The 19,305-nt window shown below is 72.0% G+C and carries 18 protein-coding genes and 1 tRNA gene; 3 read left to right on the top strand and 16 right to left on the bottom strand.

What is annotated here, in order from left to right; genetic code table 11:
* Positions 1-28 precede the first annotated feature (28 nt).
* Positions 29-826 (top strand): DUF554 domain-containing protein, encoded by a 798-nt coding sequence (locus ACOJV7_RS13295; protein WP_420190688.1) that lies wholly within the window; start codon positions 29-31, stop codon positions 824-826.
* A 131-nt stretch (positions 827-957) separates the two neighbouring features.
* On the opposite strand, the gene ACOJV7_RS13300 is transcribed toward ACOJV7_RS13295, so the two are convergent.
* From ACOJV7_RS13300 to hisI, 15 genes are all read right to left on the bottom strand, one after another.
* On the bottom strand, positions 958-1,563 hold the full coding sequence (locus ACOJV7_RS13300; RefSeq protein WP_420190689.1) for an ANTAR domain-containing response regulator: 606 nt from the start codon (positions 1,561-1,563) through the stop codon (positions 958-960).
* 32 nt (positions 1,564-1,595) lie between these two features.
* Positions 1,596-1,678 (bottom strand) — tRNA-Leu (locus ACOJV7_RS13305).
* A gap of 54 nt (positions 1,679-1,732) precedes the next feature.
* Positions 1,733-3,190 carry a pyruvate kinase gene (gene pyk, locus ACOJV7_RS13310; RefSeq protein WP_420190690.1) on the bottom strand — a complete coding sequence of 486 codons (1,458 nt, stop codon included), beginning with the start codon at positions 3,188-3,190 and terminating at the stop codon, positions 1,733-1,735.
* Positions 3,191-3,233: 43 nt separating this feature from the next.
* Positions 3,234-4,694 (bottom strand): glutamate synthase subunit beta, encoded by a 1,461-nt coding sequence (locus ACOJV7_RS13315; RefSeq protein ID WP_420190691.1) that lies wholly within the window; start codon positions 4,692-4,694, stop codon positions 3,234-3,236.
* A complete protein-coding gene (gene gltB / locus ACOJV7_RS13320; protein WP_420190693.1) occupies positions 4,687-9,231 on the bottom strand; it encodes a glutamate synthase large subunit in 4,545 nt (1,514 codons plus the stop codon). The genes ACOJV7_RS13315 and gltB overlap by 8 nt, the downstream gene beginning before the upstream one ends.
* Positions 9,232-9,368: 137 nt before the next feature.
* A complete protein-coding gene (gene lgt / locus ACOJV7_RS13325; RefSeq protein WP_420190694.1) occupies positions 9,369-10,238 on the bottom strand; it encodes a prolipoprotein diacylglyceryl transferase in 870 nt (289 codons plus the stop codon).
* Positions 10,235-11,002: a DsbA family protein gene (locus tag ACOJV7_RS13330; protein WP_420190695.1), complete on the bottom strand. Its 768-nt coding sequence runs from the start codon at positions 11,000-11,002 to the stop codon at positions 10,235-10,237. The genes lgt and ACOJV7_RS13330 overlap by 4 nt, the downstream gene beginning before the upstream one ends.
* Positions 11,003-11,042: 40 nt before the next feature.
* Positions 11,043-11,510 carry a MauE/DoxX family redox-associated membrane protein gene (locus tag ACOJV7_RS13335; protein WP_420190696.1) on the bottom strand — a complete coding sequence of 156 codons (468 nt, stop codon included), beginning with the start codon at positions 11,508-11,510 and terminating at the stop codon, positions 11,043-11,045.
* Positions 11,507-12,319 (bottom strand): tryptophan synthase subunit alpha, encoded by an 813-nt coding sequence (gene trpA, locus ACOJV7_RS13340; RefSeq protein ID WP_420190697.1) that lies wholly within the window; start codon positions 12,317-12,319, stop codon positions 11,507-11,509. The genes ACOJV7_RS13335 and trpA overlap by 4 nt, the downstream gene beginning before the upstream one ends.
* Positions 12,316-13,602, bottom strand: coding sequence for a tryptophan synthase subunit beta (gene trpB / locus ACOJV7_RS13345; RefSeq protein ID WP_420190698.1), 1,287 nt, complete (start codon positions 13,600-13,602; stop codon positions 12,316-12,318). The genes trpA and trpB overlap by 4 nt, the downstream gene beginning before the upstream one ends.
* On the bottom strand, positions 13,599-14,387 hold the full coding sequence (gene trpC / locus ACOJV7_RS13350) for an indole-3-glycerol phosphate synthase TrpC (protein ID WP_420190699.1): 789 nt from the start codon (positions 14,385-14,387) through the stop codon (positions 13,599-13,601). The genes trpB and trpC overlap by 4 nt, the downstream gene beginning before the upstream one ends.
* Positions 14,388-14,397: 10 nt before the next feature.
* Positions 14,398-14,631: an HGxxPAAW family protein gene (locus ACOJV7_RS13355; RefSeq protein ID WP_420190700.1), complete on the bottom strand. Its 234-nt coding sequence runs from the start codon at positions 14,629-14,631 to the stop codon at positions 14,398-14,400.
* 41 nt (positions 14,632-14,672) lie between these two features.
* Positions 14,673-15,239, bottom strand: coding sequence for a Trp biosynthesis-associated membrane protein (locus tag ACOJV7_RS13360; RefSeq protein WP_420190784.1), 567 nt, complete (start codon positions 15,237-15,239; stop codon positions 14,673-14,675).
* Between the two features lie 2 nt (positions 15,240-15,241).
* Positions 15,242-16,801 (bottom strand): anthranilate synthase component I, encoded by a 1,560-nt coding sequence (locus tag ACOJV7_RS13365; protein ID WP_420190701.1) that lies wholly within the window; start codon positions 16,799-16,801, stop codon positions 15,242-15,244.
* A complete protein-coding gene (gene hisI / locus ACOJV7_RS13370; RefSeq protein WP_420190702.1) occupies positions 16,798-17,169 on the bottom strand; it encodes a phosphoribosyl-AMP cyclohydrolase in 372 nt (123 codons plus the stop codon). Before hisI ends, ACOJV7_RS13365 begins: the two co-directional genes overlap by 4 nt.
* Before the next feature lie 36 nt (positions 17,170-17,205).
* Between hisI and ACOJV7_RS13375 the strand changes: the two genes are divergently transcribed.
* Positions 17,206-17,853 carry a TIGR03085 family metal-binding protein gene (locus tag ACOJV7_RS13375; protein ID WP_420190703.1) on the top strand — a complete coding sequence of 216 codons (648 nt, stop codon included), beginning with the start codon at positions 17,206-17,208 and terminating at the stop codon, positions 17,851-17,853.
* A gap of 1 nt (position 17,854) precedes the next feature.
* Positions 17,855-18,481 carry a hypothetical protein gene (locus ACOJV7_RS13380; protein ID WP_420190705.1) on the top strand — a complete coding sequence of 209 codons (627 nt, stop codon included), beginning with the start codon at positions 17,855-17,857 and terminating at the stop codon, positions 18,479-18,481.
* 29 nt (positions 18,482-18,510) lie between these two features.
* Here the strand turns inward: ACOJV7_RS13380 and hisF are convergent, their stop codons facing one another.
* The gene (gene hisF / locus ACOJV7_RS13385) at positions 18,511-19,284 is read right to left on the bottom strand and encodes an imidazole glycerol phosphate synthase subunit HisF (protein ID WP_420190706.1); all 774 of its coding nucleotides are present in this window, start codon (positions 19,282-19,284) and stop codon (positions 18,511-18,513) included.
* Positions 19,285-19,305: the final 21 nt, after the last annotated feature.

Raw genomic sequence — 19,305 nt, forward strand, 5'->3', positions numbered from 1 at the left:
TCGTCCGACGAATCGTAGAGTGCCGGTCGTGGATCCCTCCTTCCCCGGGCTCGGGACGGCCGTCAACGTCGTCACCGTCGTCGTCGGCGCACTCGCCGGCATGGCCATCGGTCACCGCTTCCCCGACCGCACCCGCTCCGTCGTCACCGACTGCCTCGGCCTCACGACGCTGCTCATGGCCGGGCTGTCGGCGGTGAGCGTCACCGACGCCGTGCTCTCGGACGCGACCGGCTCCGGCGCACCCGTCCTCATCGTCCTCGGATCGCTCCTCATCGGGTCGATCCTCGGATCGCTGCTGCGCATCGGCGACCGGCTCGAGTCGCTCGCCGGCACGATCGAGTCGTGGTTCGCCCGCCGCTCCCCCGCGCTCGCCGACACCGACGACGCCGACGCCACGGGTCACATGACGACGGCGCGCGAGAAGTTCATCGAGGGCTGGCTCAGCGCCTCGCTCCTCTTCTGCGTCGGACCGCTGACGATCCTCGGGTCACTCTCCGACGGCCTCGGCCGCGGCATCGACCAGCTCCTCCTCAAGTCGGTGCTCGACGGCTTCGCCGCCCTCGCCTTCGCGTCGTCCTTCGGCGTCGGCGTGCTGCTCTCCGCCGTGTCGGTCGCCGTCGTCCAGGGCGCGCTCACCGTCATCGGGGTCCTCCTCGGCTCGGTCCTGCCCGAGCCGCACATCCTCGCGCTCACCGCGACCGGTGGGCTCATGCTCGCGGGCATCAGCCTGCGGCTGCTCCGCATCAAGGACGTGCCCGTGGCCGACATGCTGCCGGCGCTCGTCGTCGCTCCGCTTCTCACCCAGGTCGTCATCTCACTCAGGTGACAGGCGCACGTATGCCGGCCGGCCGGCATACGTGGTCGTGCCCACCCCACGAGGTGGGCGGGGTTTCAGGAGGCCGCGCAAACGTGTCGGCGACGTCGAACTCGACGAGGGTGGGGACGAGGGCGAGCAGGTCAGGCCTTCTCCATGCCGGCGACGACCGCGTCCGCGACCTCCTTCATGCCCATGCGACGGTCCATCGCGGTCTTCTGGATCCACCGGAACGCCTCGGACTCGCTGATCTTGAGCTTGCTCATGAGCACGCCCTTGGCGCGGTCGACCGCCTTGCGCGTCTCGAGGCGCTCGCCGAGGTCGGCGACCTCGTTCTCGAGCGTCTTGAGCTCGCCCCAGCGGGACAGCGCGATGTCGATGGCCGGCACGACATCGGTCGCCGTGAACGGCTTGACGATGTAGGCCATGACGCCGGCGTCGCGGGCACGCTCGACGAGCTCGGTCTGGCTGAAGGCGGTGAGCATGACGACCGGGCAGATGCGCTCCTTGCCGATCTGCTCGGCCGCGCTGATGCCGTCGAGGACGGGCATCTTGACGTCCATGATGACGAGGTCGGGACGGAGCTCGGTCGCGAGCTCGACGGCCTGCTCGCCGTTGCTCGCCTGTCCCACGACGTCGTAGCCCGCCTCCCCCAGCATCTCGGCGAGGTCGATGCGGATGATCGCCTCGTCCTCGGCGACGAGGATGCGCTTGGCGGGTGCGGGGCTCTCGGCTGTCGTCTCGCTCACGGCAGCAGCCTAGGGGACGGGCGAACCGGCGGTGCCGAGGGCGGGACTTGAACCCGCACGCCCTTGCGGGCAGAGCATTTTGAGTGCCCCGTGTCTGCCATTCCACCACCCCGGCCGGGGGTGGACGCAGTCTACCGACCCGCGGGACGTGCCCTGGTCGCCGACCGCCTCAGACGTCGGCCGGCTCGTCCTCGTATGCCGGCGCGACCCGGTTCTTCGCGTCACCGATCCGGTGCACGCGAAGCGCGTTGGTGGAGCCGGGGATGCCGGGCGGCGAGCCGGCGACGATGACGACGAGGTCGCCCTCGGAGACCTTGCCGCAGGCGAGCAGCTCCTCGTCGACCTGCATCGCGAACTGGTCGGTGTGGCGGGCCGGAGCGGTGAGGAAGGTCTCGACGCCCCACGTGAGGGCGAGCTGCGAGCGGGTCCACTGGTGCGGCGTGAAGGCCAGCATGGGGATCCGCGGCCGGACGCGGGAGAGCCGGCGTGAGGAGTCGCCGCTCACCGTGAAGGTGATGAGGTAGCGGCAGCCGAGCAGCTCGCCGATCTCGGCGGCAGCCGCCGTGACGGCACCGCCCTTGGTGCGAGGCTTGGTGTCGAGCGGAAGGATCCGGCCGAGGCCGTGCTCCTCGGTGTTCTCGATGATCCGCGCCATCGTGGCCACGGCCTCCATCGGGTGAGCGCCGACGCTCGTCTCGCCGGAGAGCATGAGCGCATCGGCGCCGTCGAGCACGGCGTTGGCGGCGTCGGAGGCCTCGGCGCGGGTCGGCCGGCTGTTGCTGATCATCGACTCGAGCACCTGGGTGGCGACGATGACCGGCTTGGCGTTGCGGCGGCCGAGCTCGCAGGCCCGCTTCTGGACGAGCGGGACGGTCTCGAGCGGCATCTCGACGCCGAGGTCGCCGCGGGCGACCATGAGCCCGTCGAAGGCCCGGACGATCTCGTCGAGGTTGTCGACGGCCTGCGGCTTCTCGATCTTGGCGATGACGGGGAGGCGCACGCCCTTCTCGTCCATGATCTTGTGCACCGGCTCGATGTCGGCCGCGCTGCGGACGAAAGACAGCGCGATCATGTCGACGCGCTGGTCGAGCGCCCAGCGCAGGTCGTCCTCGTCCTTCTCGGACAGCGCGGGGACGCTCATCGCCGCGCCCGGGACGTTGATGCCCTTGTTGTTGCTCAGCACCCCGCCCTCGACGACCTCGCAGACGATGTCGGTCTCGTCGGACTCGACGACGACGAGGTTGAGCTTGCCGTCGTCGATGAGGATCGTGTCGCCCGCCGACACGTCGGCGGGCAGGCCGGCATACGTCGTCCCCACGACGTCCTGGGTGCCCTCGACGTCACGGTTGGTGATCGTGAAACGGGCCCCCTGCTCGAGCATGACCGAGCCGTCCTTGAAGCGGCCGGTGCGGATCTTGGGGCCCTGCAGGTCGGCGAGGATGCCGACGGCATGCCCGGTCTCGTCGCTCGCCCGGCGCACGTCCATGTAGACACGGGCGTGGTCGGCGAGGTCGCCGTGGGAGAGGTTGAACCGGGCCACGTCCATCCCCGAACGGACGAGCTCTCGCAGCTGTTCGGGGCTGGACGTGGACGGACCCAGGGTGCAGACGATCTTCGCGCGGCGCATGGCCCGAAGCCTATCGAGGCAAACGTTTACGCGGTGACGAGGGTCACACCGTGAGAGGGCGGTCGGTGGGGTTGACCGGACGGGGCAGCCGCGACGGCTTGCCGGAGAGGAACGCATCGACGTGGTGGGCCGCCGCGCGGCCCTCGGCGATGGCCCAGACGATGAGCGACTGGCCCCGTCCGGCGTCGCCGGCGACGAAGACGCCGGGCACGCTCGACATGTAGTCGGAGCCGCGTCGGACGTTCGACCGCTCGTCGAGCTCGACCCCGAGCTGGCCGACGAGCGCCTCGGTCTGCGGACCGAGGAAGCCCATGGCGAGGAGCACGAGCTGCGCCGGGAGGACGCGCTCGGTCCCCTCGACCGGCTCGAACCCGGTCTCGCCGCGGCGCACCTCGTGGATCCGCAGTCCGCTCACGCGGCCCTCGTCGTCCGAGAGGATCTCCTGGGTGCTCACGGCATACAGGCGGTCGCCGCCCTCCTCGTGCGCCGAGGCGACCCGGAAGGTCATCGGGTAGGTCGGCCACGGCTGGCCCGGGGCACGCTGCTCCCCCGGCTGCGGCATGATCTCGAGGCTCGTCACCGAGCGGGCGCCCTGGCGGTGGGAGGTGCCGATGCAGTCGGCACCGGTGTCACCGCCGCCGATGACGATGACGTCCTTGCCCTCGGCGGTCACCTGGCCGTCGACGGCCTCGCCGATGGCCACACGGTTGGCGGGCGGGAGGAAGTCCATCGCCTGGAGGACGCCCTCGGCCTTCCGGCCCGGGACCTCGAGGTCGCGCGGCACGGTCGCGCCCATGGCGATGACGACGGCGTCGTAGCGGGCGCGGAGCTGCTCCCACGTGACGTCGTTGCCGACGTCGACCGAGCTGCGGAAGCGGGTGCCCTCGGACTGCATCTGCTGGAGCCGCCGGTCGAGGACCGACTTCTCCATCTTGAACTCGGGGATGCCGTAGCGGAGCAGGCCACCGGGACGGTCGGCGCGCTCGTAGACCGCGACGGTGTGGCCCGCGCGGGTGAGCTGCTGGGCGGCCGCCAGGCCGGCGGGACCGGAGCCCACGACGGCGACGGTCTTGCCCGAGAGGCGGTCCGGCGGGCGCGGCACGACGCCACCGTCGGCGAACGCCTTCTCGATCGTCGTCACCTCGACCTGCTTGATCGTCACGGCCGGCTGGTTGATGCCGAGGACGCACGCGGTCTCGCACGGAGCCGGGCAGAGCCGGCCCGTGAACTCCGGGAAGTTGTTCGTCGCGTGGAGGCGCTCGATCGCCTGGCGCCAGTCGCCCTTCCACGCGAGGTCGTTCCACTCGGGGATGAGGTTGCCGAGCGGACAGCCGCTGTGGCAGAAGGGGATCCCGCAGTCCATGCAGCGACCGGCCTGGCGCTGCAGCTGGCCGAGCTCCTGCTCCTCGTAGACCTCGCGCCAGTCCCTGATGCGGACGGGCACGGGGCGTCGGGCCGGGAGCTCGCGCTCACGGGTCTTGAGAAAGCCTTGGGGGTCAGCCACGGGAAGCCTCCATGATCCGGTCCCAGACCTCGGTGCCGTCGAGGTCGAGGCCCTCGGCCTCGGCGGCGGCACGCACGTCGAGGACACGCTGGTAGTCGCGGGGAAGGATGAGCGAGAAGCGGTCGCGGGCCGTGGCCCAGTCGTCGAGGAGGCGCCCGGCCACCGGCGACCCGGTGAGCTCGCGGTGCTTCTCGAGGAGGGCGCGCACGACCTCGACGTCACGCTCGCGCAGACCGCTCACGTCCACGAGCTCCCGGTTGACCTTGGCCTCGTCGAGGTCGAGGACGTAGGCGACGCCACCCGACATGCCGGCCGCGACGTTGCGCCCGGTGGAGCCGAGGATGGCGACGGTGCCGCCGGTCATGTACTCGAGGCCGTGGTCTCCCACGCCCTCGACGACCGCGGTCACGCCGGAGTTGCGCACGCAGAAGCGCTCGCCGACCCGGCCACGCAGGAAGATCTCGCCCGAGGTCGCGCCGTAGCCGATGACGTTGCCGGCGATGACGTTGTCCTCGGCGGTGAGCGGGGCCGACGGGTCGGGCGCGACGACGATGCGACCGCCGGACAGGCCCTTGCCGACGTAGTCGTTGGCGTCGCCGACGAGCCGCAGGGTGACGCCCCTGGGCACGAACGCGCCGAAGGACTGGCCGGCGGAGCCGCGCAAGGTGAGGTCGATCGTGCCGTCCGGCAGGCCCGAGGCGTGGGCACGGGTGACCTCGTGACCGAGCATCGTGCCGACGGTGCGGTTGACGTTGCGGACCGCGAACTCGGCGGTGACCGGGGTGCCGTCGTCGATGGCCTCACGGGCCACGGCGATGAGCTGGTGGTCGAGTGCCTTCTCGAGGCCGTGGTCCTGGGCGATGCGGTGGCGCTTGCCCGAGCCGTCGGGGCTCTCGACCTCGGCGAGGATCGGCGCGAGGTCGAGACCGGACGCCTTCCAGTGCTCGACCGCCTTGCTCGTGTCGAGCGAGGTGATCTGGCCGACCGCCTCCTCGATGCTGCGGAAGCCGAGCGAGGCGAGGTGCTCGCGCACCTCCTCGGCGATGTACTCGAAGAACGTCTCGACGAACTCCGGCTTGCCCGTGTAGCGCGAGCGGAGCTCCGGGTTCTGGGTGGCGATGCCCACCGGACAGGTGTCGAGGTGGCAGACGCGCATGAGGATGCAGCCGCTCACGACGAGCGGTGCGGTGGCGAAGCCGAACTCCTCGGCGCCGAGCAGGGCCGCGATGACGACGTCGCGTCCGGTCTTGATCTGGCCGTCGACCTGGACGACGATCCGGTCGCGCAGGCCGTTGAGGACGAGCGTCTGCTGGGTCTCGGCCAGGCCGAGCTCCCACGGGCCGCCCGCGTGCTTGAGGCTCGTGAGCGGCGAGGCGCCGGTGCCGCCGTCGTGGCCCGAGATGAGGACGACGTCGGCATGCGCCTTGGAGACACCGGCCGCGACCGTGCCGACGCCGATCTCGGAGACGAGCTTGACGTGGATGCGGGCGGACGGGTTCGCGTTCTTGAGGTCGTGGATGAGCTGGGCGAGGTCCTCGATCGAGTAGATGTCGTGGTGCGGCGGCGGGCTGATGAGACCCACGCCCGGCGTGCTGTGGCGGGTCCGGGCCACCCACGGGTAGACCTTGGGGCCGGGGAGCTGGCCGCCCTCGCCGGGCTTGGCGCCCTGCGCCATCTTGATCTGGATGTCGTCGGAGTTCGTGAGGTAGACCGAGGTCACGCCGAAGCGGCCCGAGGCCACCTGCTTGATCGCCGAGCGGCGCTCGGGGTCGAGCAGCCGCTCGAGGTCCTCGCCGCCCTCGCCGGTGTTCGAGCGCCCGCCGAGTCGGTTCATCGCGACCGCGAGGGTCTCGTGCGCCTCCTGGCTGATCGAGCCGTAGCTCATCGCACCGGTGTTGAAGCGCTTGACGATCTCGCTCACCGGCTCGACCTCGTCGACCGGAATCGGCTCGCGGCGGGCGCTGCCGCCGAGCTCGAAGAGCCCGCGCAGGGTCATGAGGCGCTCGGCCTGGTTGTCGATCCGCTCGGTGTACTGCTTGAAGATGTCGTAGCGGCGCTGCCGGGTCGCGTGCTGGAGCCGGAAGACGGTGTCGGGGTCGAAGAGGTGCGGCTCGCCCTCGCGGCGCCACTGGTACTCGCCACCGACGCGAAGCTTGCGGTGCGACAGGATGACGCCGTCGGTCGGGTAGGCCGAGTCGTGTCGGGCCGCCGTCTCGGCCGCGATGACGTCGAGGCCGATGCCGCCGAGCTGCGAGACCGTGCCGGTGAAGTACTGGTCGACGAGCTCCTGGGAGAGGCCGAGGGCCTCGAAGACCTGCGCGCCACGGTAGGAGGCGACGGTCGAGATGCCCATCTTGGACATCACCTTGAGGATGCCCTTGCCGAGCGCCTTGATGAGGTTCCTGACGGCCTCCTCCGCGGTGACGCCGGTGATGGCGCCGGTGCGCACCATGTCCTCGACGGTCTCCATGGCGAGGTAGGGGTTGATCGCCGCCGCGCCGTAGCCGACGAGGAGGGCGACGTGGTGGACCTCGCGGACGTCGCCGGCCTCGACGAGCAGGCCGACCATGTTGCGGGTCTTCTCGCGGATGAGGTGGTGGTGGACCGCCGAGGTGAGGAGCAGCGACGGGATCGGTGCGTGGTCGCGGTCGGAGTCGCGGTCGGAGAGGACGACGAAGCGGGCCCCGCGGGCGATGGACTCGCTCACCTCACGGCAGATCTCGTCGAGGCGCGCGCGCAGGGCCGGCTCGCCCTCGCCGACGAGGTAGGTGCCCCGGACGACGTGGGTGGCGTAGCCCGGCAGGTCGCCGTCGGCGTTGATGTGGACGATCTTGGCGAGCTGGTCGTTGTCGATGACCGGGAAGGGCAGGACGACCTGGCGGGCGTGGACCGGGGAGGCCTCGAGCATGTTGCCCTCGGGGCCGATCACGGTGCCCAGCGAGGTGACGAGCTCCTCGCGGATCGCGTCGAGCGGCGGGTTCGTCACCTGCGCGAAGAGCTGGGTGAAGTAGTCGAAGAGCAGGCGCGGCTTGTCGGAGAGGACGGCGACGGGCGAGTCGGTGCCCATCGAGCCGAGCGCCTCGCCACCGGTGCGCGCCATGGGCGCGAGGAGGATCTTGAGCTCCTCCTCGGTGTAGCCGAAGGTCCGCTGACGGCGCGCCACCGAGGCGGCGGTGTGGATGATGTGCTCGCGCTCGGGCAGCTCGTCGAGGGTGAGCAGGCCGGCGTGCAGCCACTCCTCGTAGGGGTGCTCGGCGGCGAGCTCGGACTTGACCTCGTCGTCGCTGACGATGCGGCCGGCGGCGGTGTCGACGAGGAACATCCGGCCCGGCTGGAGCCGACCGCGCTTGACGACCTTGTCGGCGGGCAGGTCGAGGACGCCGGCCTCGGAGGCGAGGACGACGAGCCCGTCCTCGGTGACCCAGTAGCGGCCGGGGCGCAGGCCGTTGCGGTCGAGGACGGCGCCGATGAGCGTGCCGTCGGTGAACGCGACGCACGCGGGGCCGTCCCACGGCTCCATGAACGTCGAGTGGAACTCGTAGAAGGCGCGGCGGGCCGGGTCCATGTCGGCGTGGTTCTCCCACGCCTCCGGGATCATCATGAGCACGGCGTGCGGCAGCGAGCGGCCGCCGAGATGGATGAGCTCGAGGACCTCGTCGAAGCTCGCCGAGTCGGACGCGTCCGGGGTGCACGTCGGGAAGATGCGCTCGAGGTCGCCCGGGATGACGTCGGAGACGAGCTGGCTCTCGCGGGCGCGCATCCAGTTGCGGTTGCCCTTGACGGTGTTGATCTCGCCGTTGTGCGCCATGAGCCGGTAGGGGTGGGCCAGCGGCCAGCTCGGGAAGGTGTTGGTCGAGAAGCGCGAGTGGACGAGGGCCAGCTCGGAGGCCACCCGCTCGTCGGACAGGTCGGGGAAGAACGGCTCGAGCTGCCCGGTCGTCAGCATGCCCTTGTAGACGATCGTGCGCGAGGACAGCGACGGGAAGTAGACCTCGACCTCGCGCTCGGCGCGCTTGCGCAGGCAGAACGCGAGCCGGTCGAGCTCGAGACCCTTCGTGGCACGGTCGGGGGCGGCGACGAAGAGCTGGCGGAAGAACGGCATACAGGCGCGTGCCATCTCGCCCACGAGCTCGGGTGCGGCGGGCACGTCGCGCCACGCGAGGACCTCAAGGCCCTCCTCGGTCGCGATCTGGGCGATGCGCTCCTCGGCGGCGACGCGCTCCGACTCGTCGAGGGGCAGGTAGGCCATGCCCGCGGCGTACGCGCCGGCCTCGGGCAGCTCGGCGTCGACGACGGCCCGGAAGAAGGCGTCGGGCACCTGGATGAGGATGCCTGCGCCGTCACCGACGAGCGGGTCGGCTCCGGTCGCGCCACGGTGGTCCAGGTTGCGCAGCGCGGTGAGCGCGTGCTCGACGATGTCGTGACCCGCCGTCCCGCGCATCGTCGCAACCATGGCCACGCCGCAGGCGTCGTGCTCGTGGGCGCGCCGGTAGAGACCGGTGTCGGCCGGGTGGGCGGAGAAGCGCGTCTGGGACACGTCGGGTCACCGTCCTCTGGGAGTCGGGGGCGTCGAACACGAGGTGTCCGGGCACAGGAGGTCATCGGACGCGGACAGCGGTGGCCACGTGACAGGGATGCTAGCCCAACACCGTCTTGCAATGAGAACGAAGAATCTCACATCGTGGATGGTTGCGCGTCCGCCTCAGAGGCGCGGCGGGCGCGTCGGCCCGTGTACACGTAGATGGCGATCCCCAGAAGGAAGACGACGATGCTCGTCCAGACGTTGAGCCGCTGCCCGAGGATGAGCTCGGCCTCGTCGGTGCGCATCTTCTCGATGATGATGCGGCCGATCGGGTAGCCCGCGACGTAGAGGCCGAAGAGCTGGCCGCGCGCGAGCGAGAACCGCCGGTCGACGAGAAGCAGCACCGCGGCGAGGAGCATCACCCAGAAGAACTCGTAGAGGAACGTCGGATGGAACGTGCCGAGGACGACGGGGTCGCCGGAGGCGTCGCGTACGGCCCGGCCGGCGCCGTTGTCCCACTTGTGGATCGTCAGGCCCCACGGCAGGTCGGTCGGCCCGCCGTAGAGCTCGTTGTTGAACCAGTTGCCCCAGCGCCCTATCCCCTGCGCGATGGCGACACCGGGCGCGGCGGCGTCGGCGAAGTCGAGGAAGGGCACACCGGCCTTGCGGCACCCGATCCACGCACCGAGCGCGCCGAGCGCGACGGCGCCCCAGATGCCGAGGCCGCCCTCCCAGATCTTGAGCGCGTCGAGCGGGCGGCCGTTCTCGCCCCAGTAGGGGTCGGGCGTCGTGATGACGTGGTAGAGCCGGCCGCCGAGGATGCCGGCCACGACGGCGTATGCCGCGACGTCGAGCACCTGCCCCGGCTCACCTCCGCGCGTGCGCATCCTCCGGTCGGTGAGCCAGACGGCCACGACGATGCCGAGCAGGATGCACAGGGCGTAGCCACGGATGGGCAGCGGACCGAGGTGGAGGACTCCCGCGGTGGGACTCGGGATGACCGCGGGGATGAGGGTGGTCACTTCGTGGCTGCTTCGACGGCGGCCGTGAGGGCGGCAGGGTCGGGGACGGCGTTGAAGTCGAGCTTCTGGCCGTCGAGGACGACGGTCGGCGTCGAGTTGATGCCCGCCTTGCTCGAGGACTCCTCGGTGGACTCGACGTAGGTGCCGTACTTCCGCTCGTCGACGCAGGTCTCCCAGGTGTCGAGCGCCCCGCCGGTGATGCCGGCGCCCTCGGCAAAGCCCTTGACCGTGGCCGTGGGCCAGCCCTGACCCTCCTGTGCCGGCATGTTGGCGTAGACGGAGTCGTGGAACGCCTGGAACTTGCCGGCGTCGGCGGCGCACATGGCGGCGTTGCCCATCGTGAGCGAGTGCGTCGTGCGCAGGTTGGCGTCGAGGAAGGTCTTGAGGTGGTAGACGAGCTTGATCTTGCCCTCCTTGGCGAGGTCGGCCACGGTGCGGCCCATGACCTGCTCGAACTGGGCGCACGCCGGGCACTGGAAGTCCTCGTAGACCTCGAGTGTCGGGGCGCCGGGCTGCAGCGTGACGTCGGCGTTGGCGACGAAGCCCTGGCCCATGCCGGACGCGCCGGCGGGCACGGCGGTGCTCGTGCCGACCCGGTCCTGCTTGTTGCGCTCGGCCACGACGACACCGCCGACGACCGCGACGATCGCGACCACGGCGACGACGGCGCCCACGACGATGCGGTTGACCCCGCCGCCACCGTCCTTGCGGACCGCATCGATCTTCGCCTGACGCGCGCTCTTCGGTATGGACTTCTGGGCCATGGTGCAGCTTCTCCTGGTGGGGCGGTCGGGGTCAGTCGGGTCAGGGGGCGCGGAAGAGCGCGCGGTCGAGGGACAGGTGCGACGAGGGCCGCCGCGACAGCCACAGCCCGCACGCGAGCATGCCGACGTCCTCGAGGATGCGCGGCAGGTAGGACGTCTCGTCGGCCGCCACGGTGCCGCCGCCGCCGAAGCAGCCGCAGTCGATCGTGAGGCCGCGGGCCCACGCCTGAGCGATGCCGGCCATGAAGACGACGAGCAGGAGCGAGGTGACGACAGCGGAGACGCGGGTGAAGAGCCCGAGGAGGAGCAGCAGCCCGAGGATGACCTCGCCGATGGGCAGCGCGTAGCCGACGTAGGCGGCGACGTCGTGCGGGAGCACCTGGTAGGCCTGCGTGGCCTTGGCGGACGCCTCGGGGGTGGTGACCTTGAGGCCACCGGCGACGACGAACACGACGCCGAGGACGAGACGGGCGATCGACCCGAGACCGTCCGCGACACGCCTGCTCACCGCGCTCCTTCCCTCACTCCCCGGGCCAGGTCGGCCGTCAACTCGCGCAACGTGTCGAGACGGGCACCGAGTTCCCCCTCGCCGGAGAGCACCCGGACGAAGGCCGTGCCGACGATGACCCCGTCGGCGTAGCCGGCCAGCTCGGCAGCCTGGTCGCCGTTGGACACCCCGAGGCCGACGCACACCGGCAGGTCCGTGACGGCGCGGGTGCGCTCGACGAGGTCCCGCGCCGAGGAGCCGACGCTCGACCGCTCCCCCGTGACGCCCATCGTCGAGGCGGCGTAGACGAAGCCGCGGCAGGAGTCGGTGACCCGCGCGAGCCGCTCCGGCGTCGAGCTCGGCGCGACGAGGAAGACCCGGTCCAGCCCTTCGCGCTCGCTGGCCGCGATCCACTCCTCGGCCTCGTCGGGGATGAGGTCCGGCGTGATGAGGCCGGCGCCGCCGGCAGCAGCCAGCTCCGCGGCATACCGGTCGACGCCGCGACGCAGGATGAGGTTCCAGTAGCTCATGACGAGCGCCGGCGCGCCCGCGTCCCGGACGGCGCGCGTCGCGCGGAAGCCGTCGACGACGTGGGTCCCGGCGGCCAGCGCCGTCTCGGCGGCGTGCTGGATGACCGGGCCGTCCATGAGCGGGTCGGAGTAGGGCAGTCCGACCTCGACGATGTCGACGCCGGACTCGACCATCGCGACCATGGCACGGATCGAGCCCTCGACGTCGGGGAAGCCAACGGGGAGGTAGCCGATGAGGGCGGCCCGCCCCTCCTCGCGGCAACGGGCGAGGACGTCGGAGACCCCGAGCCCGGCGCTCACAGCTGGGTCCGCCCGTCGCCGGTGGCGCCCGGGTCGTCGGACGTGCCCTCCGGCACCGTCTCGGCCCCGGGATCCCGGTCGACGAGACCGAACCACTCGGCCGCCGTGTGCATGTCCTTGTCGCCGCGCCCGGAGAGGTTGACGAGGATGGTCCCGTCGGGTCCGAGCTCGCGACCCAGCACGAGGGCTCCGGCGAGGGCGTGCGCCGACTCGATCGCCGGGATGATCCCCTCGGTGCGGCACAGCAGCGCGAACGCCTCCATCGCCTGCTCGTCGGTGGCATAGACGTAGTCCGCCCGACCCGAGTCGCGCAGGAACGAGTGCTCCGGCCCCACGCTCGGGTAGTCGAGGCCCGCCGAGACGGAGTGCGACTCCATCGTCTGGCCGTCCTCGTCCTGCATGAGGTAGCTCATCGCACCATGCAGCACGCCCGGGACGGCGCTGGCGAAGCGGGCGGCGTGCCGGCCCTCGAGGCCCTCTCCCCCGGCCTCTACGCCGACGAGGCGCACCCCCTCGTCCTCGATGAACCGGTGGAAGATGCCCATGGCGTTGGATCCGCCACCGACGCAGGCGACGACCGCGTCGGGCAGCCGTCCGGTGAGCTCGAGCACCTGCTCGCGCGCCTCGACGCCGATGATGCGGTGGAAGTCGCGCACCATCTCGGGGAACGGGTGCGGCCCCGTGACGGTGCCGATGAGGTAGTGCGTGTGCTCGACGTTGGTCACCCAGTCGCGCAGCGCCTCGTTGATCGCGTCCTTGAGGGTCGCGCTGCCGTGCTCGACGGCGACGACCTCGGCCCCGAGCATGCGCATGCGGGCGACGTTGAGCGCCTGGCGCTCGGTGTCGACCTTGCCCATGTAGACGCGGCACTCGAGGCCCATGAGCGCGGCCGCGGTGGCCGTGGCGACGCCGTGCTGGCCGGCGCCCGTCTCGGCGATCACCCGCGTCTTGCCCATGCGCTTGGTGAGCAGCGCCTGGGCGATGACGTTGTTGATCTTGTGCGAGCCCGTGTGGTTGAGGTCCTCGCGCTTGAGGATGATCCGGGCGCCGCCGGCGTGGGCGGCGAAGCGGGGCACCTCGGTGATGATGCTGGGCCGGCCGGTGTAGGTCCGGTGGAGCTCGTCGAGCTCGGCGAGGAAGGTGGGGTCCTCCATCGCGGCCTTGCGCGCCGCGTCGAGCTGCTCGAGAGCGGGCACGAGGGCTTCGGGGACGTAGCGCCCGCCGAAGGCCCCGAAGCGTCCGGCGGTGTCGGTGCCGGTGGAGCCGGCGTCCGCAGTGCTCACGCCGCACCTGCCGCGAGGATGTCGCGCACGGCCGCGGCCGGGTCGGCACCCTTGACGAGCGCCTCGCCGACGAGGACGGCATCGGCGCCCTGGACGGCATACATCCCGGCGTCGTCCGCTCCGGTGATGCCGGACTCGGCGACCTTGACGACGCCCGGCGGGATGAGCGGGGCGAGGCGCGAGAAGGTGTCGCGGTGGACCTCGAGGGTCTTGAGGTTGCGGGCGTTGACCCCGATGACGGAGGCACCGGCATCGACGGCGCGCTGGGTCTCGCCCTCGTCGTGGACCTCGACGAGCGCGGTCATGCCGAGCTCACGGGCGAGGGCGTGCATCCGCGCCAGCTCGGCGTCGGTGAGGGAGGCGACGATGAGGAGGATGATGTCGGCGCCGTGGGCGCGCGCCTCCCAGAGCTGGTAGTCGGTGACCATGAAGTCCTTGCGCAGCACCGGCACCTGCACGGCGGCGCGCACGCTGTCGAGGTCGTCGAGACTGCCCCGGAAGCGGCGCTGCTCGGTGAGCACGCTGATCGCCGTGGCACCGGCGGAGGCGTAGGTCGCGGCGAGGGCGGCGGGGTCGGCGATCTCGGCGAGCTCGCCCTTGCTCGGGCTGGCCCGCTTGACCTCGGCGATGAGCGAGAGGCCCGGCGCGCGGAGGCGTTCCTCGGCGTCGATCGCGGCCGGGACGTCGGCGACGCGTCGCTCGAGGTCGGACTGGCTGACCGCCTCGGTGCGGACGGCGAGGTCCTCGCGCACACCGGCGACGATGGCGTCGAGCACGGTGGTCATGCGCGCGGGCTCAGGAGAGGTTGCCGTCGGCGCGGGCAATCGCGCCGTCGACGCCGTGCCCCGCGAGGGCGAGCACCTTGCCGGCGACGAGGCCGGCCAGGATGACGACGACACCGATGACACTCACGACCAGGCTCCACATGACGATGCCGATGGAGACCACGGCCGAGCCGAGGAGCACCACCCCGACCATGACCCAGGCAGCGAGGCTGTGGCCGTGGTGGTCGTCGTCGTGGTCAGCCATGGATGCCTCCGTGAGAAGTGGGTCGGTCGTGCGTCATTGTGTCATTCTCGCGAGCTCGGGCCGACATCGGTCGGGTCCTCGCCGGCGGTGAGCTGGTCCCAGTCGCTGGCTGACGAGCGGCCCGGCGCCTCGTAGCGCGACGACAGCCCGGGCGCGGCGCGTCGGGCCCGGGCGAGGCCGGCGACGGCCAGACCGGCGAGGACGAAGCCGGCCGTCGCCGTCCACGGCCACGCGTTGGCGGCGGCATGCGTCTCGATCGACCCGGTCCGTCCGGCAGCCGCGGCGGCGACCGGCCCGAGGGCCGCGTCGGGGTCGAGGAGGACCCGGGCGACGAGGGCCACCCCGCCGAGCGAGGCGAGCAGCGTGAGGACGAGGGCGACGACACGCGCACGCGGGCCGGCGGTCGCTGACGCCACCGCACCGGCGACGACGACGAGGGCGAGCGCGACCACTCCCCCGGCGACCTCGGACCCACTGGCGGACACCGAGGTCTGACCGAGGACGACGTCGTCGACCGAGCCGCTCACCCAGGTGCGCGAGGCGGTGGCGATGACGACGAGCGCCCCCAGGACGACGAGCAGGATGAGCACGCCACGGCGTCGCAGCATGCTCACGGCACCTTCCTCAGCGCGGACGCGGTGGCGACGGCCCGCAGCGCGGCGGTGGCCTTGGCGACGCACTCGTCGTACTCCGCGCGCGGCACCGAGTCGGCGACGATGCCGGCACCCGCCTGGACGTGGGCCGTGCCGCCGTCGAGCAGAGCGGTGCGGATGGCGATGGCCATGTCGAGGTCGCCGTGGAAGTCGAGGTAGCCGACGACACCGCCGTAGACCCCACGGCGCGACGGCTCGTAGCCCTCGATGAGCGCGAGCGCCCGCGGCTTCGGCGCACCCGACAGCGTCCCGGCCGGGAACGTCGAGACGAGCACGTCGTAGGCGCGCACGCCCTCGCGCAGCTCGCCGACGACCGTCGACTCGAGGTGCATGACGTGGCTGTAGCGGCGCACGTCCATGAACTCGACGACGTCGACGGTGCCGGGCCGGCACACGCGCCCGAGGTCGTTGCGACCGAGGTCGACGAGCATGACGTGCTCGGAGCGCTCCTTGGGGTCCGCGAGGAGGTCCTCGGCGAGCCGCACGTCGTCCTCGGGCGTCTTGCCGCGCGGGCGCGACCCGGCGATGGGGTGGGTGATCGCCTGGCTGCCGGTGACCTTGACGAGCGCCTCGGGCGAGCTGCCGACGACGTCGTATGCCGTCCCGTCCGGTCGCCTGAACCGGAAGAGGTACATGTAGGGGCTGGGGTTGCCCGCCCGCAGCGCCCGGTAGACGTCGAGCGCGTCCGCGGGGCACGGCATCGAGAAGCGCTGGGAGAGGACGACCTGGAAGACCTCGCCGGCGCGGATGTCCTCCTTGGCGCTCTCGACCATCGCCTCGTAGTCGTCTCGGGTGAGGTTGGCGCCTACGCCGTCCATCGCCGCGTCGACCTGCTCGGCGTCGACGACCGACACGGTGCTCTCCGCGCTCGCCGCGAGGTCGTGCGTCATCGCGTCGAGGCGCGCGACGGCGTCGGTCCACGCGTCCTGCACCCGCTCGTCGGTGGCGTCGTAGTTGACGGCGTTGGCGATGAGCAGCACCGAGCCGTCGGCGTGGTCGAGGACCGCCAGGTCGGTCGCGAGCATCATCGCGATCTCGGGGAGGTGCAGCACGTCGGGTGTCGTCGACGGGACGCGCTCCCAGCGGCGCACGGCGTCGTAGGAGATCATCCCGACCATGCCGCCGGTGAGCGGCGGGAGCCCGGGGATCGGGTCGGTCGCCAGCGCGGTGACCGTCTCGCGCAGGGCGTCGGTGGCGAGACCGGTCGTCGGCGCCCCGACGGGTGGCTCGCCGATCCAGTGCACCTCGCCGTCCTTCTCGGTGAGGGTGGCCCGGCTCGCGGCGCCGATGATCGAGTAGCGGCTCCACACGCCACCGTGCTCGGCGGACTCGAGGAGGAAGGTGCCGGGCCGGTTCTGGGCGAGCTTGCGGTAGAGCCCGACCGGCGTCTCGGCGTCGGCCATGAGGCGGCGGACGACGGGGATGACGCGGCGGTCCTCGGCGAGCACCTGGAAGAGCGGGAGCGAGGGCCAGGTGGCGCCGAAGGAGAGGTCGGGCGAGGGCTGCGGGGTCGTCACCGCCGGGCCTCCCCGACGACGACCTCGAGGGCGCCGGCGTCGAAGCACGTGCGGTCCCCCGTGTGGCAGGCCGCGCCGACCTGGTCGACCCGGACGAGGAGGGCGTCGCCGTCGCAGTCGACGGCGACGGACTGCACGAACTGCACGTGCCCGGAGGTGTCGCCCTTGCGCCAGTACTCCTGGCGGCTACGCGACCAGAAGGTCACGCGTCCCTCGGTGAGCGTCCGGCGGACCGCCTCGGCGTCCATCCACCCGAGCATGAGGACCTCACCGGTGTCGTGCTGCTGGACGACGGCGGCGACGAGGCCGGAGTCGTCGAAGCGGAGGCGGCGGGAGACGGCGGGGTCGAGGTCGGGCACGCCCGCCATTGTGCCGCGCCCGCACCGAGGCGCGAGGATGGGCCCATGACCTCCGGCTCCACGCCCATCGCGCGCGCCGAGCGCCTCGCCCTCTGCGACACCTTCGAGGCCGTGGGGCCCGACGCACCCACCCTCTGTATGCCGTGGACCACCCGCGACCTCGCGGCGCACCTCGTCGTCCGTGAGGGTCGACCCGACCTCGCCTCCGGCATCTGGGTGCCGTTCCTCGCCGGCCGCACCGAGCGCGAGCAGTCCCGGGTCGCGGCGCAGCCGTGGACGGACCTCGTCGAGGCGGTCCGCTCCGGCCCGCCGGCCTGGCACCCCGCGAAGCTCGGCGCGGTCGACAACGCCATGAACCTCGCCGAGATGGTCATCCACCACGAGGACGTCCTCCGAGGCGACGGCGCGACCGGCCCCCGGCGTGAGCCCTCGGCCCACCTCGAGTCCGCCGTGTGGTCGCTCCTGTCCCGGATGGGCCGCCTCCTCTTCCGCCGGGTCCCGGCCGCCGTCGAGCTGCACTCCCCCGGGCGTCGCACCCTCACGGCGGGCAGCGGTGAGGCGACCGTCACGGTGACCGGCGCGCCGGTCGAGGTGCTGCTCACGGCATACGGGCGTCGCAGCGCCGCCGACGTGGAGGTGGACGGGCCAGAGGACGCCGTGGCGGCCTTCGGCGCCGCGCGCCTCGGTCTCTGAGGTGCCCGCGCGCTCAGGCGGCCCACGGGTCCTCACCGCGCTGCGCGACGAGTTCTCGCCCTGGCTGTGGGCGCTCACCGCGCTGCTCGGTGCGCTGGCCGTCGTGACGACGTGGCGGTCGATGGGGGACGCCGGGGGCGACGGCCTCGGGCTGCTCGTGCCGACCGCCGCGCCCGCCGTCGTGTCGGCGTGGGCGGTCCTCGAGCTCGTCTGGCGGCACACGGACATGCCACTGCCGACCCGGCTCTTCCTCGCCTGCATCAGCGCACCGCTGCCGTCGGCGGTCGTCAGCGCACTCGTCGTCGGCGGGCTGAGCGCCCTCCCGGCCGCGGGCCGGACCGTGCGCGCGGCGGCGGACGCCAACGGCGGCTTCCACTACTGGTGGGACGACGGGGTCGGGCCCATCACGGGGGTGTGGACGTTCTTCGGCAGCTGGGGCATCGGCGGAGCGGCGGGGCTCATCGCGCTGCTCGTCCTCGTCATGCCGGTCCTCGCCTGGACCCGCTCCGGCGAGGTGCTCGAGGGGACGCGCGTCGCGAACCACGGTCAGGGACGGCTTGTCATCACCGGCGTCTACGCCGTGCTCGCGCTGGTCCTCGTCGGACTCTGCGTCGTGCAGCTGCGTTGAGCAGCGTCGCGGTCTGCCGGCCCCGCTCGTCAGCGCACCGGTTGGCCGTCGGCGCGCAGCGCGTCCTTGACCTCGCCGATCGTGAGGTCGCCGAAGTGGAAGACGCTCGCGGCGAGGACGGCGTCGGCCCCGGCCCGCACGGCCGGCGCGAAGTGCTCGACGGCGCCCGCACCACCGCTCGCGATGACGGGGATCGTCACCTCGCGACGCACCCGCGCGATGAGGTCGAGGTCGAACCCGGCCTTGGTGCCGTCGGCGTCCATCGAGTTGAGCAGGATCTCGCCGGCACCGAGCTCGGCCGCGCGCACGCACCACTCGATGGCGTCGAGGCCGGTGCCGGTGCGGCCGCCGTGGGTCGTCACCTCGACGTCGTCGGTGACGCTGCCGTCGTCGCCACGGCGCCGACGCACGTCCGCGGAGAGGACGAGGACCTGCGAGCCGAAGCGGTCCGCGGTCTCGGCGATGAGCTCTGGGCGGGCGATCGCCGCGGTGTTGACGCCGACCTTGTCGGCCCCGCTGCGCAGGAGGCGGTCGACGTCGTCGACCGTGCGCACTCCCCCGCCGACCGTCAGCGGGATGAAGACCTGCTCGGCGGTGCGGCGCACGACGTCGTAGGTCGTCGCCCGGTCGCCGCTGCTCGCCGTGACGTCGAGGAAGGTCAGCTCGTCGGCGCCCTGCTCGCCGTAGGAGCGGGCGAGCTCGACGGGGTCGCCGGCGTCACGCAGGTTCTCGAAGTTCACGCCCTTGACGACGCGGCCCGCGTCGACGTCGAGACACGGGATGACACGGATGGCGACGCTCACGTGGGCAGGCTATCCGGCGGG

This window comes from Knoellia tibetensis (assembly GCF_048606415.1).
GTDB lineage: Bacteria > Actinomycetota > Actinomycetes > Actinomycetales > Dermatophilaceae > Knoellia > Knoellia tibetensis.